The organism is Amycolatopsis camponoti, assembly GCF_902497555.1.
In the GTDB taxonomy this organism is placed as follows: domain Bacteria; phylum Actinomycetota; class Actinomycetes; order Mycobacteriales; family Pseudonocardiaceae; genus Amycolatopsis; species Amycolatopsis camponoti.
The window spans coordinates 1,141,730-1,155,737 of record NZ_CABVGP010000002.1; the positions used below are offsets into that span (position 1 = coordinate 1,141,730).

The 14,008-nt window shown below is 70.8% G+C and carries 13 protein-coding genes and 1 tRNA gene; 8 read left to right on the forward strand and 6 right to left on the reverse strand.

The genetic code is table 11. The features are described from left to right. Nucleotides 1-64: 64 nt before the first annotated feature. The gene (aceE, locus tag AA23TX_RS25965; protein WP_155545448.1) at nt 65-2,860 is read right to left on the reverse strand and encodes a pyruvate dehydrogenase (acetyl-transferring), homodimeric type; all 2,796 of its coding nucleotides are present in this window, start codon (nt 2,858-2,860) and stop codon (nt 65-67) included. 417 nt (nt 2,861-3,277) lie between these two features. Between aceE and AA23TX_RS25970 the strand changes: the two genes are divergently transcribed. From AA23TX_RS25970 to AA23TX_RS25985, 4 genes are all read left to right on the forward strand, one after another. Continuing rightward, entirely contained in the window at nt 3,278-3,709 is a 432-nt protein-coding gene (locus AA23TX_RS25970; RefSeq protein ID WP_155545449.1) for a DUF3052 domain-containing protein, read from the forward strand. 72 nt (nt 3,710-3,781) lie between these two features. After that, nucleotides 3,782-4,243: a peroxiredoxin gene (locus AA23TX_RS25975; RefSeq protein ID WP_155545450.1), complete on the forward strand. Its 462-nt coding sequence runs from the start codon at nt 3,782-3,784 to the stop codon at nt 4,241-4,243. A gap of 42 nt (nt 4,244-4,285) precedes the next feature. Continuing rightward, nucleotides 4,286-4,357: transfer RNA gene (locus AA23TX_RS25980), tRNA-Val, on the forward strand. Between the two features lie 317 nt (nt 4,358-4,674). Next, complete coding sequence (locus tag AA23TX_RS25985) at nt 4,675-4,968, forward strand: hypothetical protein (RefSeq protein WP_155545451.1); 294 nt, start codon at nt 4,675-4,677, stop codon at nt 4,966-4,968. 49 nt (nt 4,969-5,017) lie between these two features. Here AA23TX_RS25985 and AA23TX_RS25990 read toward each other — a convergent pair whose 3' ends face one another. Next, nucleotides 5,018-6,463, reverse strand: a complete 1,446-nt coding sequence (locus AA23TX_RS25990) for an MFS transporter (RefSeq protein ID WP_155545452.1) — start codon at nt 6,461-6,463, stop codon at nt 5,018-5,020. Between the two features lie 297 nt (nt 6,464-6,760). On the opposite strand from AA23TX_RS25990, the gene AA23TX_RS25995 reads away from it, so the two are divergent. Beyond that, nucleotides 6,761-7,630: a hypothetical protein gene (locus AA23TX_RS25995; RefSeq protein WP_230862707.1), complete on the forward strand. Its 870-nt coding sequence runs from the start codon at nt 6,761-6,763 to the stop codon at nt 7,628-7,630. Between the two features lie 41 nt (nt 7,631-7,671). Here AA23TX_RS25995 and AA23TX_RS26000 read toward each other — a convergent pair whose 3' ends face one another. Continuing rightward, entirely contained in the window at nt 7,672-8,166 is a 495-nt protein-coding gene (locus tag AA23TX_RS26000) for a carboxymuconolactone decarboxylase family protein (protein ID WP_196425698.1), read from the reverse strand. Between the two features lie 125 nt (nt 8,167-8,291). Between AA23TX_RS26000 and AA23TX_RS26005 the strand changes: the two genes are divergently transcribed. Further along, nucleotides 8,292-8,756 (forward strand): MarR family winged helix-turn-helix transcriptional regulator, encoded by a 465-nt coding sequence (locus AA23TX_RS26005; RefSeq protein ID WP_155545455.1) that lies wholly within the window; start codon nt 8,292-8,294, stop codon nt 8,754-8,756. Here the strand turns inward: AA23TX_RS26005 and AA23TX_RS26010 are convergent. Then, complete coding sequence (locus tag AA23TX_RS26010) at nt 8,753-9,169, reverse strand: cupin domain-containing protein (RefSeq protein ID WP_155545456.1); 417 nt, start codon at nt 9,167-9,169, stop codon at nt 8,753-8,755. The two genes, AA23TX_RS26005 and AA23TX_RS26010, sit on opposite strands and share 4 nt — an antisense overlap. Nucleotides 9,170-9,183: 14 nt before the next feature. Continuing rightward, entirely contained in the window at nt 9,184-10,671 is a 1,488-nt protein-coding gene (locus AA23TX_RS26015) for an AMP-binding protein (RefSeq protein ID WP_155545457.1), read from the reverse strand. A 31-nt stretch (nt 10,672-10,702) separates the two neighbouring features. On the opposite strand from AA23TX_RS26015, the gene AA23TX_RS26020 reads away from it, so the two are divergent. Both AA23TX_RS26020 and AA23TX_RS26025 read left to right on the forward strand, forming a co-directional pair. Beyond that, the gene (locus tag AA23TX_RS26020; protein ID WP_155545458.1) at nt 10,703-11,839 is read left to right on the forward strand and encodes an acyl-CoA dehydrogenase family protein; all 1,137 of its coding nucleotides are present in this window, start codon (nt 10,703-10,705) and stop codon (nt 11,837-11,839) included. Between the two features lie 39 nt (nt 11,840-11,878). Next, nucleotides 11,879-12,826 carry an SDR family NAD(P)-dependent oxidoreductase gene (locus tag AA23TX_RS26025; protein ID WP_155545459.1) on the forward strand — a complete coding sequence of 316 codons (948 nt, stop codon included), beginning with the start codon at nt 11,879-11,881 and terminating at the stop codon, nt 12,824-12,826. On the opposite strand, the gene AA23TX_RS26030 is transcribed toward AA23TX_RS26025, so the two are convergent. Beyond that, nucleotides 12,823-13,983 (reverse strand): aminotransferase class V-fold PLP-dependent enzyme, encoded by a 1,161-nt coding sequence (locus AA23TX_RS26030; RefSeq protein ID WP_155545460.1) that lies wholly within the window; start codon nt 13,981-13,983, stop codon nt 12,823-12,825. The two genes, AA23TX_RS26025 and AA23TX_RS26030, sit on opposite strands and share 4 nt — an antisense overlap. Nucleotides 13,984-14,008 lie beyond the last annotated feature (25 nt).

The window sequence follows — 14,008 nt, forward strand, 5'->3', positions numbered from 1 at the left end:
CGGGACCCGGCAGACATCGGATGTCTGCCGGGTCCCTTTCTAGCACGGTGTCTCTAGCACCAGGTCACGCGTTACCGGCTTCCGACGTCTGCGGCCCCGCGGCCGCGATGTCGTCGAGCCGGTACTTCGTGGCCGCGTCGAGGACCTTCGCCTGCTCGACCTCGCCGCGCTTGGCCAGGATCGACAGCGCCCCGACGGTGATCGACTCGGCGTCGACCAGGAACTTCCGCCGCGCCGCCGGCCGGGTGTCGGAGAACCCGAACCCGTCCGTGCCCAGCGTCAGCATGTCCGTCGGCACGTACGGGCGGATCAGGTCCGGCACCGCGCGCATCCAGTCCGACACCGCCACGACCGGGCCGTTCGAGCCCAGGAGCGCCTCGGTGACGTACGGCACGCGCGGCTCGCTGCCCGGGTAGAGCAGGTTGTCGTGGTCGATCTCGACGGCCTCGCGCCGCAGCTCGGTCCACGACGTGGCCGACCACACCGACGCCCGCACGCCCCACTCCTCGGCCAGCATCTTCTGGGCCTTGAGCGCGTCCGGCATCGTGACGCCCGAGACCAGGATCTGCACCTCCGGGCCGTCGCCCTCGGGGGCGCCGGCGTACTTGTACAGACCCTTCAGCAGGCCGTCGACGTCGAGGTTCTCCGGCTCGGCGGGCTGCTGGTACGGCTCGTTGTAGATCGTCATGTAGTAGAAGACGTTCTCGCCGTTGCCGTCCGGGCCCGTCTCGCCGTACATCCGGCGCAGGCCGTCCTTGACGATGTGCGCGATCTCGAACGACCACGACGGGTCGTAGGCCACCGCGGCCGGGTTCGTCGCCGCCAGCAGCAGCGAGTGCCCGTCGGCGTGCTGCAGGCCCTCGCCGGTCAGCGTGGTGCGGCCGGCGGTGGCGCCGATGACGAACCCGCGGGCCATCTGGTCGGCGGCGGCGTACAGGCCGTCACCGGTCCGCTGGAACCCGAACATCGAGTAGAAGATGTAGATCGGGATCATCGGCTCGCCGTGCGTCGCGTACGACGTGCCGACGGCGGTGAACGACGCGGTCGAGCCCGCCTCGTTGATGCCCTCGTGGAGCAGCTGGCCCTTCTCGGACTCCTTGTAGGCCAGCATCAGGCTCGCGTCGACCGACGTGTACGTCTGGCCGTGCGGGTTGTAGATCTTGGCCGTCGGGAACATCGAGTCGAGGCCGAAGGTGCGGGCCTCGTCCGGGATGATCGGGACGACGCGCTTGCCGATCTCGGAGTCCTTCGCCAGCTCGCGGACCAGCCGGACGAACGCCATCGTCGTGGCGACCTCCTGCTTGCCGGAGCCCTTCCGGATGCCCTCGTAGACCTTGTCGCCGGGCAGCACGAGCGCCTTCGAGGCCTTCGGGCGGCGTTCCGGCAGGAAGCCGCCGAGCGCCTTGCGGCGGCCGATCAGGTACTCGATCTCGGGCGAGTTCGCGCCCGGGTGGTAGTACGGCGGCAGCTTCGGGTCGCGCTCGAGCTCCTCGTCGCTGATCGGGATCCGCTGCGAGTCGCGGAACAGCTTCAGGTCGTCGAGGGTGAGCTTCTTCATCTGGTGCGTGGCGTTGCGGCCCTCGAACGCCGGGCCCAGGCCGTAGCCCTTGATCGTGTGGGCCAGGATCACCGTCGGCTGGCCGTGGTGCTCCAGCGCCGACTTGTAGGCCGCGTACACCTTGCGGTAGTCGTGGCCGCCGCGCTTGAGGTTCCAGATGTCGGCGTCGGAGAGGTCCTTGACCAGGTCCTTCGTCCGCGGGTCGCGGCCGAAGAAGTGCTCCCGGACGAAGGCGCCGTCGTTGGCCTTGTACGTCTGGTAGTCGCCGTCCGGCGTGACGTTCATCAGGTTGACCAGCGCGCCGTCGCGGTCGGCGTGCAGCAGCGAGTCCCACTCGCGGCCCCAGATGACCTTGATGACGTTCCAGCCGGCGCCGCGGAAGTACGACTCCAGCTCCTGGATGATCTTGCCGTTGCCGCGCACCGGGCCGTCGAGCCGCTGCAGGTTGCAGTTGATCACGAAGGTCAGGTTGTCGAGGCCTTCGCCGGCGGCGATGTGGATCAGGCCGCGCGACTCCGCCTCGTCCATCTCGCCGTCGCCGAGGAACGCCCAGACGTGCTGGTCGTCCGTGTCCTTGATGCCGCGGTCGCGCAGGTAGCGGTTGAACCGCGCCTGGTAGATCGCGTTCATCGGGCCGAGGCCCATCGACACCGTCGGGTTCTCCCAGAACTCCGGCATCAGCCGCGGGTGCGGGTACGACGGCAGGCCGCCGCCCTCGCCGGCGTGCGAGTACTCCTGGCGGAAGCCGTCGAGCTGCTGCTCGGACAGCCGGCCCTCAAGGAACGCGCGGGCGTAGATGCCCGGGGAGGCGTGGCCCTGGATGTAGATCTGGTCGCCGCCGCCCGAGTGGTCCTTGCCGCGGAAGAAGTGGTTGAACCCGACTTCGTAGAGCGCGGCGGACGAGGCGTAGGTCGAGATGTGGCCGCCGACGCCGACGCCCGGGCGCTGCGCCCGGTGCACCATGATCGCGGCGTTCCACCGGATGTAGGCCCGGTAGCGGCGCTCGATCTCCTCGTCACCGGGGAACCACGGTTCGTTCTCGGTGGGGATGGTGTTGACGTAGTCCGTCGAGGTCAGCGCGGGTACGCCGACGTTGCGTTCACGAGCGCGCTCCAGGATGCGCAGCATCAGGTACCGGGCCCGCTGCTGACCTCCCCTGGCCAGCGCCTCGTCGAAGGAGTCCAGCCACTCGGCGGTCTCCTCCGGGTCGATGTCGGGCAGGTGCGCAGCCAATCCGTCACGGATTACGCGTACGCGTGCCGGGGTCTCCTTGCCGGAGGCGCCGTCGTTCTGCGGGGCCAAGGGGTCTCCTTGCGAAAAGTTGCAGCCGGTGGTGCTCGTACTCGGGGGTGTACGACTCTCCATCGTCGTCTTCCGTCCCGGCTTCCGCACCGCTACTGCGCGGTAACATCGGCCGACCCGGTCGAGCCACTCCCCGCGCGCGGTGTATCGCGCGCGCGTTTTCTTCCTCCCCACCCTAGGGGACGCCCCCCGATGGGGTGGCAGACCGGTCCCGGGAGGTACCCGAAACGCCGTCGCGCGAGGCCGGTCGCGGGCCGTATCCTGCGACACGAGTTGTCACAGATCCGGTGTGGACGGTTGCGCGCGGAGCCCTACCAGTGTTCGCTATCGGCAACCGGGTCGCCGAGTGTGGCGCAGCCGTACCCTCGCGAAGGGGGTCGGACGCCACGCTCCGTCGTAGTTGGAGGAGTGAAAGCAGTGGTCGCCGCGGGAGACGCTGATCAGAGCAGCGTCGCCGAGAGGCTCGGCATCAAGCCCGAGATGGTGGTCCAGGAGATCGGCTGGGACGAGGACGTCGACGACGACGTCCGCGCGGCGATCGAGGAGCAGATCGGCGGGGACATCCTCGACGAGGACGCCGACGAGGTCATCGACGTGGTGCTGCTGTGGTGGCGCCAGGACGACGGTGACCTGGGTGACGCGCTCATCGACGCCAGGGGCCCCCTGGAGGAGACCGGCGTGATCTGGGTGCTCACCCCGAAGACGGGACAGCCCGGGCACGTCGAGCCGAGCGAGATCGCGGAAGCGGTACCCGTCGTCGGGCTCGCCCAGACCGCCAACATGAGTGTGGGACCGAACTGGATCGGCACGCGCCTGGTCTCTCCGAAGTCGAAGTCGAAGCAGCGCTGAACCGGCCCCGCCCGGCGGACACGATAGGGTTGTCCTCGCAGGCACGTGTCCGTACGGGAGAGGAAACGCGGTATGACCGTCGAGGTCGGTTCTGAGGCCCCTGACTTCACGCTCAACGACTACAACAAGCAGCCGGTGCAGCTGTCGTCCTTCCGGGGCGACAAGCCGGTGCTGGTGGTCTTCTACCCGTTCGCGTTCAGCGGCATCTGCACCGGCGAGCTCTGCCAGCTCCGCGACGAGTTCGCCGACTACGACAACAAGGGTGTCCAGATCCTGGGCGTCTCGGTCGACACGCCGTTCTCGCTCAAGGCTTGGGCCGAGAAGGAGGGCTACCAGTTCCCGCTGCTGTCCGACTTCTGGCCCCACGGCGAGGTGGCGAAGGCGTACGGCGTGTTCAACGAGCAGGCGGGCCTGGCGGTCCGCGGCACGTTCCTGATCGACACCACCGGTGTGGTCAGGTTCGCCGAGGTCAACGCGCCCGGCGAGGCGCGCGACCAGCAGGGCTGGAAGAAGGCCGTGGCCGAACTGGCGTGATTTCCCCGGACGGCGGCTTCCATTGCGGAGCCGCCGTCCGAGGGGCGCATAGCTCAGCGGAAGAGCACTCGGTTTACACCCGAGCGGTCGCAGGTTCGAACCCTGCTGCGCCCACCGAACCCCGCCCCATCCGGTGATTCCTCATCGAATGGGGCTTCGTCGTTTTCACCGGCCGGAGCCCGCGTCGGCTCGTGGCCGGCCCGGGAGGCTCGGCACCGCCGGCCGATGTCACGGTTCGGTCTCTCTCGGCGAAGTGGTGTACCAGAATTCCGGTACGCACAGACTTGGGCATCGCACGTGTCTTGACCCAGACCGAATGCTCGACCAGGACGGGACGCAAAAGATGCCAAGTGATGTCATGCGGGTGAGGTCGTCCTTGTCCGTGGGCGAAGTCGCGCGACTGTTCCAGAACGCCTTGGGGGGGCAGACGGGTGGTCTTCGGCAAGATCGACCCGGGCGACGACCCGTTCGCGGGCTTGGAGGTGCAGCCGGCGTTCAGCGCGGTCGCGTCGCACGACAAGAACATCGGCAGCTGGGCGGTGCAGATCTACGTCTACGAGGAGACCGACTCCCGGCTGGTGGAGCTGCACGCCGTTTACCACTCGGGGTTCAACCGGGCGATGAGCGGCACCAAGAACACCTACTCGCGGGCCGCGAGCGTCAAGAACGCCCGTGCGGTCGTCGACGCGCTGCAGAGCTCCGATCCGTCGGTGGTCCTCGTCTGACTCCCCCGACGACGCGGCGTCCCCGAGAACCCGGGGACGCCGCGCGCGGTCAGGCCGCGACGGCCGGCTCCGGGGCGGCCGTCTCCACGCGGCTCATCGCGTGCACCAGCAGCGCCAGCCCCGCGAACAGCACCGCTGCGATCACGCCGGCCACGTTCACCGCCGTGGTGAACGCCTCCTTCGCCTGGTCCGCCACCTCCGCGCGCGTGACGTCCGCCGCGAGCGTCGTCCCCGCCGGGAACACCGCGTGGTAGACCGCCGTCCCCGTCAGGCCGAGCAGGGCCAGCCCCAGCGAGCCGCCCAGGTAGTTGCCCGTGTCCGCCATCGACGCCGCCGACCCCGCGCGCTCCGGCGGGACCGAGCCCAGCACCAGGCTGATGCCCAGCGCGAACAGCGGGCCCGTGCCCAGCGTCAGCACCGCGATCCCGAGCATCGTCAGCGGCAGACCGCCGGTGCAGGCCAGCAGGGCGGCGCCTACCGCCGAGACCACCAGGCCGCCCGCGATCGCCGTCGCCGGGGGCATCCGGCGGGCCAGGGACGGCGCCGCCATCGTGCCCGCCGCGACGCCCAAACCCATCGGGGCGAACAGCACCGCCGAGACGAGCGGCGAGTAGCCCAGGACGCTCTGCAGGTACTGCGTCACGAGCAGCCCGACGCCGGCCATCGCGACCCCGGCGAAGACCAGCGCGACCAGCACCGCGGTGAACGGCCGGTTCCGGAACAGCCGCAGGTCCAGCAACGGCGACGACGTCGTCAGCTGGCGGCGGGCGAAGACGGCGCCGAGCGCGGCTCCGGCGGCGGTCGCGGCGAGCGGCACGAGCAACTCCCCGGTGGTCAGCTGCTTGAGCCCGAACACGATCAGCAGCACGGCGGCCAGCGAAAGGCCGACACCGGCCAAGTCGAGCCGGCCGGACGAGGGGGCGCGGAACTCCGGCAGCAGGATCGGCCCGGCGATCAGCAGCAGGCCCATGGCCGGCACGGCGACCAGGAAGACCGAGCCCCAGGCGAAGTGCTGCAGCAAGAACCCGGCGAGCACCGGGCCGGCCGAGCCGCCCGCGAACTGGCACGTCGCCCAGATCGAGATCGCCTTCCCGCGCTGCTTCTCGTCGCGGAACATGTTCGTGATCAGGGCGAGCGTCGACGGCATCAGCGTCGCCCCGGCGATGCCGAGCGCGCCGCGGGCCACGATGAGCATCGCCGGACTGGTGGAGAACGCGGCGACGACCGATGTCACCGCGAAGGCGGCACCCCCGATCAAGAGCAGCCGGCGCCTTCCGATCCGGTCGCCGAGGGTGCCCATGGTGATCACGAAACCCGCGACTACGAAGCCGTAGCTGTCGGTGATCCACAGCTGCTCGGTGGCGCTCGCCCCGAGGTCGGCGCTCAGCTGCGGCAGGGCGAGGAACAGCGAGGTCATGTCCATCGCGACGAGCAGGGTGGGCAGCACCAGCACCGTCAGCCCGAGCCACTCCCGCCGTCCGGCCGGCTTGTCCATTTCGACTCCTTCTCCGTGGTTCTTCACCCGGGGGTCGGAGCCGCCGGCGCGGACCGGACACGACCGCGAAAACTTTCTCGAGCCGATCTCGAGGAGCCGCGGAGGTCCCCCGAGAACCGCGCGACCGGCGTCCCGCTGATCGGGACCGTTGTCAGGATCCGATGAGAGCTCCCGGAATTTCCTGGCACATAACCAAAAAAGCGCCGCGAGCGGTAACGCGTGATCGGCGGTCACCGACAGGGAGGGCGGCAAGTGACCAACTCACCCGAGGGGGAACCTGTGAAGGGTTCAGGGTTTTTGAAACGAGCCGCCGCCGTCGTGGCGGTGCCCGTGCTCGCCGTGCTCGTGGGGGCCGGTCCGGCGCAGGCGCAGGCGGTCGCCACCGGAACGCTGTCGTTCGGCGGTGACCCGGGCGACTGGATCAGCGGGGGCGGCAGCTACGCCTATTCGACGGACGCGAAGGACCGCCTCACCGTCAACGCGACGGAGGACCACAACCACGTCGCCGTGAGCGTCAGCGCCTTCAACGGCGACTGGTGGACGCTCGACCTGGCCGCACCGGCCGGGACGGGCCTGGCCGCCGGTACCTACGACGGTGCCACCCGGTACCCGTTCGAGGGAGGCGACGCGCCGGGGCTGGACCTGAGCGGGAACGGCCGGGGCTGCAACACCCTGACCGGCACCTTCACCGTCCAGAAGCTGGTGTTCGGGCCGCACGGGTACGTCCAGACGCTCGACGCCACTTACGAGCAGCACTGCGAGGGGGGCACCTCCGCCGCCCGCGGTGAGGTCCACATCGCGAACCCGGTGGCGCCGCCGGAGCTGGCGATCGGGCTGAAGGTCGCCACCGACGGCACCGCGAGCGCGCTCAACGGCAACGCCTACCTGCACGGCACCGTCGGCTGCACCGCCGCGGCGCAGGTCACCCTGAGCGGCACCGCGACGCAGGTCAAGCACAACGTCATCATCCGCGGCAACTACTCCGCCCAGGTCGCCTGCACGCCGGGCGCCCCGGTGCCGTGGACCGCGACCGCGGTCCCGGCGGGTACCACGCCGTTCCAGAAGGGGAAGGCGGAGGTCGTCACCCAGGCGACCGCGCTGGATCCGGTCTACAACTCCAACGTTTCGGTCGACGACACGAGCGTCGTCACCCTGACCAAGGGCTGAGCACCAAGCCGTGGGGCCGCCCGGCGAGGCGGCCCCACGGCCTAAGCCGCGTGCCAGGCGTGGCCGGCGAAGGCCTCGTCCAGGGGTGCGCCCGTCAGGCGGTTCGCGAACGTCGTCAGCGTGTACGTCCCGATGCCCAGCACCACCTCCAGGGCGTTGCGGGCCGTGTAACCCGCGTCGGTGAACGCCGCCAGCTCCGCGGGTGGGACGTCGCCGGTCGTGTCCAGCACCGTCAGCACGAACCTGCGCAGCGCCTCCAGCCTTGGCGACGGCAGCGAAGACTCGGCCCGCAACGCCGAAACCAGCTCCGGTGGGGCGGACAGGCCCTGCAGGGATGCCGTGTGCATCGCCACGCACAGGTGACACCCGTTCCGCGCGGCCACCGTCATGACCAGCACTTCGCGGTCCAGCGCCGGCAGTGTCGCGGACTCGAAGATCGCGTTGAGCTTCAGGAAACCGTTCAGCAGCTCGGGGGACGTCGCCAGGCGCGCGACGGCGGACGGGACGCGGCCGAACTTCTTCGCGGTGGCCGCCATCGCCGGGCGGGCGGCCGGGGGTGCAGACTCCGGGGTGTGATCGGGGAACAAGACGTCTCCAGACGTGGACTCGACAACGTGGTTGTCGAAACCGTAAACCTGGTTGTCGAATTTGGCAAGGGGTCATGACCGACGCGCCCGGCTACGAGCTGCCCTTCCTGCTCTTCGGCGGCTTCCGCACGCTCATCGACCGCCTCCACGCCGAGCTCGCGCGCCGCGGGCACCCGGACGTCCGCCCGTCCTACGGCTTCGCCATGCAGGCCATCGGCGTCCGGGGCGCGACGGCGTCGGAGATCGGCCGCCGCCTCGGCGTGTCCAAGCAGGCGGCGGGCAAAACGGTCGAGCGGCTCGAGCGGCTCGGGTACGCCGAGCGCGCCGACGATCCCGACGACGCGCGGCGCAAGATCGTGCGGCTCACCGCGCACGGCGTCGACGCGCTCACGAAGTCCGCGGAGATCTTCGACGACCTGCGCAAAGACTGGGCGCGCACGGTCGGCGCCGAGCGCATGACCGCGCTCGAGACCGACCTGCGCGCCGTCGTCGGCCCGGCGGCCTACCGGCTCGACGCCGCCGGCTGGTTCAGCAGCTAGAAACCGCAGCCCGGGTCCGGTGCGTCCTCCGAGAGCGGGCTGCCCGCCGGGAGCACGTACAGGACTTCCAGCACCAGCGGCGTCGTTCCGAGGTTGCGGCCGATGTGCACCTGGTCGGGCTTCTCGGTGAACGCGCGCCCGGCCGCGAAGATGCCGTCGATGCTGCAGTCGGCCAGGTTGTGCGTCAGCGTCCCGGCCTTGACGTACGCGTAGAGCGTGCCGTCGTGGAAGTGCCAGCCGGTGTAGCCGCCGGGCTGGACGGTGATCTCCCGCAGGGTGTAGTCGGTGTGGCCGATGGTCTTCTGGGCCAGGATCGTGCCGGCGACGCCGCTGCCGGGCGTCGCGGAAGCGGTCCCGGACGCCAGCGTGAGGGCCAGCGCGGTCGTGGCGAAGAGCGTGACGGTCTTGCGCATCGGGCAGTTCCCCCTCAAGTCTTGCGCAGGGTGCGCCGCATCATCTTGCCCGATTCGGTGCGTGGCAGGCGATCGGTGAAGTCGAACCGCTTCGGGGTCTTGAACCCGGCCAGCTCCGCCCGGCAGTGCTCGGCCAGCCGCACGGCCAGCGCGTCGTCGCCGGCCACCCCGGGCACGGGCTCGACGACGGCGACGACCCGCTGGCCCCACTCTTCGTCCGGCTCGCCGATCACCGCCGCGTCGGCGACGTCGGGGTGGCTCAGCAGCCGCGCCTCGATCTCGGCCGGGTAGATGTTGACCCCGCCCGAGAGGATCAGGTCGGTCCGCCGGTCGAGCAGGAACACGTGGCCGGCGTCGTCGCGGTATCCGAAGTCGCCGACGGTGATGAACTCCCCGGAGCGGGCGGCCGCGGTCTTCCCGGGGTCGCCGAGGTAGTCGATCGCGGTGTGGGCGGAGCTGAACCAGATCGTGCCCGGCTCGCCGTCCGGCAGCTCCGCACCGTCATCGTCGGTGATCTTCAGCCGGACGCCGGTCAGCGGACGGCCCACCGTGCCCGGCGCTGCCAGCCACTCCGACGCCGTGACGCCGCAGATCAGGCCTTCCGACGCGCCGTAGTACTCGTGCACGACCGGGCCGAGCCAGCGGATCATCCGCTCCTTGACCTCGCGCGGGCACGGCGCCGCGCCGTGGATCACGCTCACCAGGCTCGACAGGTCGTACCGCCTGCGGACGTCCTCGGGCAGGCGCAGCATCCGGTGGAACATGGTCGGCACCAGGTGGGTGCCGGTGACCTGGTGCTCTTCGACGAGCCGGAGCGTCTCCTCGGCGTCGAAGCGGTCCATCAGCACCGCGCTGTGCCCGAGGTGCATCGCGTTGACGGCGAACGACCCGGGCGCGGCGTGGTAGAGCGGGCACGCGACCAGGTGCACACCCGGTCCCGGCTCGACGCCGAACATCGCCATCAGGTCGCGGTGGATCGGGTGCAGGGACGGCGGCTTCCCGCTCAACGCGCGCCGGACGCCCTTGGGCCGCCCGGTGGTGCCCGAGGTGTAGAGCATCGTCTGGCCGGCGGTCCGCGGCTCCGGCGCGGTGGACGGCTCGTCCTCGCCCCACGACGCGTAGTCGCCCCAGCCCTCGGTCGCACCGACCGAGAAACGGGGCACGTCGAGGTCGCAGCCGCGCGCGATGTCCGCGTCGGCGACGACCACCCGCGCGCCGCTGTTCTCGACCACGTAGGCGATCTCGGCGGGCGACGACCGGTAGTTGACCGGGGTGAAGTACATCCCGGCCTGCAGCGTGGCGAACAGCAGCTCGAAGTAGGGGAGTCCGTTGTGGACGATCGCGACGACGCCGTCGCCCTCCCCGAGGCCCAGCCGGCGCAGCGCGTGCGTCAGCCGGTTCGCCCGCGCGGCCAGCTCGCCGAAGGTCGCGGCCGTCCCGTCCGGCGCGAGCACCGCGAGCCGGTCCGGGTGCTGCTCTGCCACGTCGAAGAAGGTGCTCACGCACCGCACGCTACCGGGTACGGTGCGACGCATGGACGCGGAGCTTTTCGGGCAGGTGCTCGGTGCGGTGCGGGACTTCGTGCGCAAGGAGGTCGTGCCGCGTGAGGCGGAGATCGACGAGCGCGACGAGATCCCGGCGGAGATCCGGGAGAAGGCCGCCGAGCTGGGCCTGTTCGGCTGGGCGCTGCCGGAGGAGTACGGCGGCCTCGGCCTCGGCATGGCCGAAGACGTCCGGCTCGCCATCGAGCTCGGCCACACGACGCCCGCGTTCCGGTCGCTGTTCGGCACCAACAACGGCATCGCCGGCCAGGCGATCGTCCACTACGGGACGCCGGACCAGCGCACCCGCTGGCTGCCCCGGCTGGCCGCGGGACAGGCGATCGCGTCGTTCGCGCTCACCGAAGCCGAAGCCGGCTCCGACCCGGGCGGGCTGACCAGCCGCGCGGTCCGCGACGGCGACCGCTACCGGCTGTCCGGCACCAAGCGGTTCATCACCAACGCGCCACTGGCCGAGATCTTCGTCGCGTTCGCGCGCACGGACCTCGACAGCACGGGCAGCCGGGGCATCTCGGCCTTCCTGGTGCCCGCGGGCGCGCCCGGCGTCACCGTCGGCCCGCACGACGCCAAGATGGGCCAGGCCGGCGCGTGGACGTCGGAGGTGGTCTTCGACGACGTCGAGGTGTCCGCCGACGCGCTGGTCGGCGCGGAGGGCAAGGGCTTCGGCATCGCGATGGCCTCGCTCGCCCGCGGCCGGCTGCACATCGCGGCCCTGTGCGTCGGCATGGCCGAACGCGCGCTGTCCGAAGCCGTCGAGTACGCGCGGACGGCACGTCAGGGCGGCCGGGTGATCGGCGAGTACCAGCTCGTGCAGGCCCTGCTGGCGGAGTCGCACGCCGAGCTGGCGGCCGGCCGCGCGATGGTGCACGAAGCCGCCGCGAAGTACGACTCGGGCGAGGACCGGAAGCTCGGGCCGTCGTCGGCGAAGCTGTTCTGCACCGAAATGCTCGGCCGCGTCGCCGACCGCGCGGTCCAGGTGCACGGCGGCATGGGGTACGTCCGGGGTGTCACGGTCGAGCGGATCTACCGCGACGCGCGCCTGTTCCGGATCTACGAGGGCACCAGCGAGATCCAGAAGCTCGTCATCGCGCGGCAGCTGCTCAAGGACTGAACTTGCGCTGGAGTCCACTCCAGGACTTAGCGTCACGGCATGACCACTGCACAGCACAAGATCGGCTCCGGTTTCGGAGCCGGGACCACCGCGGCCGAAGCCGTGGCGGGCATCGACCTGACCGGCAAGCTCGCGATCGTCACCGGCGGCTACTCGGGCATCGGCCTGGAGACGACGCGGGCGCTGACCGCCGCGGGCGCGCACGTCGTGGTCCCGGCCCGCCGTCGCGCCACGGCCGAAGAAGCCTTGCGGGGCTTCGAAAACGTCGAGATCGACGAGCTGGACCTCGGTGACCTCGACAGCGTCCGGGAGTTCGCCGAGCGGTTCCTCGCCTCGGGGCGCGGGATCGACATCTTCATCGGCAGCGCCGGGATCATGGCGTCGCCGGAGACACGCGTCGGTCCGGGCTGGGAGGCGCAGTTCGCGACCAACCACCTGGGCCACTTCGCCTTGGTGAACCGGCTTCGGTCCGCGTTCACCACCGGTGCCCGCGTCGTTTCGGTGTCGTCGCGCGGCCACCACTACGGTCCGGTCCGCTTCGACGACCTCGACTTCCGGCAGGGCTACGACAAGTGGCTCGCCTACGGCCAGGCCAAGACGGCGAACGTCCTCTTCGCCGTCCACCTCGACAAGCTGGCGCGCGACCACGGCGTCCGCGCGTTCGCCCTGCACCCGGGCCGGATCCTCACCGACCTGGTGCGCCACCTCGACCGCCAGGAGCTGGTCGACGCCGGCATGGTCGACGAGTCCGGGCAGGTCACCGGGGGCGCGAAGACGCCGGAGCAGGGCGCCGCGACCCAGGTCTGGGCGGCGACGTCCCCGCAGCTCGACGGTCTCGGCGGCGTCTACCTCGAGGACTGCGACATCGCCGAGCCCGCCCCCGCCGACGGCGGCCGCACCGGCGTCAAGGACTACGCGATCGACCCGGCGCAGGCCGAGCGGCTGTGGACGGTGTCGGCCGAGCTGACCGGCGTCGACGCGTTCTAGAGCTTCGCCACCAGCAGGTCGATCTCGTCCTCGGTGTTGTAGTAGTGCACCGACGCCCGGACCATGTCCGGCAGGTCGCGCGCGGTGAAGTCGAACTGCGCCGACGTCCGCGACGAGATCGAGGTGTTGATGTCCGCCTCGGCCAGCCGGGCCTTGACCTCCGCGGCCGGGGTGCCGTCGACGCTGAAGGTGACGATGCCGCACTTGCGGGCGCCGGCGTCGTGCACGCGCGCCCCGGCGTCGGCGAGCCGGGTGCGCAGGGTGGCCGCCAGCGACGCGACGCGCGTTTCGATGGCCGGCAGGCCCCAGCCGAGCGCGTAGTCGATCGCCGCGCCGAGGCCGAACACCGCCGCGAAGTCGCGTTCCCACACCTCGAAGCGCTTGGCGGTCGGGTCGACGACGTACTCCGTGGGCGACTCCCAGGTCGCCGAGTGCAGGTCGAGCATCGCGGGCTCCAGCCGCTCGCGCAGCCGCGGGTGGACGTACAGGAACCCGGTGCCGCGCGGGCCGCGCAGGTACTTGCGGCCGGTCGTCGACAGCGCGTCGCACTTGAGGCGCGTGACGTCGAGGTCGACCTGGCCGGCCGACTGGCACGCGTCGAGCAGGAACGGGATCCCGGCGGCTTCGGCGACCGCGCCGATCTCCTCGGCCGGGTTGACCAGGCCGCCCTGGGTGGGCACGTGGCTGACGGCGATCAGCTTGACGTCGCCGTCGACACGCCGCCGCAGCTCCTCGACGTCCAGCTGCCCCGACTCGTCGTCGCCGATCACCTCCACGACCGCGCCGGTGCGCTTGGCGACCTGCAGGAACGCGATGGCGTTGCTGGCGTACTCCGCGCGGGAGGTGAGGATCCGGTCGCCGGTCCCGAACGGCAGCGCGTAGAACACCGCCTGCCACGAGCGGGTCGCGTTGTCGGTCAGGGCGATGTCGTCGGGCTCGCCGCCGACGAGCCGCGCCGCCGACGCGTACACCGCGTCGAGCCGATCCTGCGCCTCGGCGGCCGCTTCGTACCCGCCGACCAGCGCTTCGTGGCGCAGGTACTCGACGACGGTGTCGGTCACGACGGCCGGCGGGAGCGCGGAACCGGCGTTGTTGAAATGGACCACTTCGGCGCAGCCGGGCGTGTCACGGCGGGCGCGGTCGACGTCGAAGGTCATGTGAACTGAATACAGTAGCGGCCTT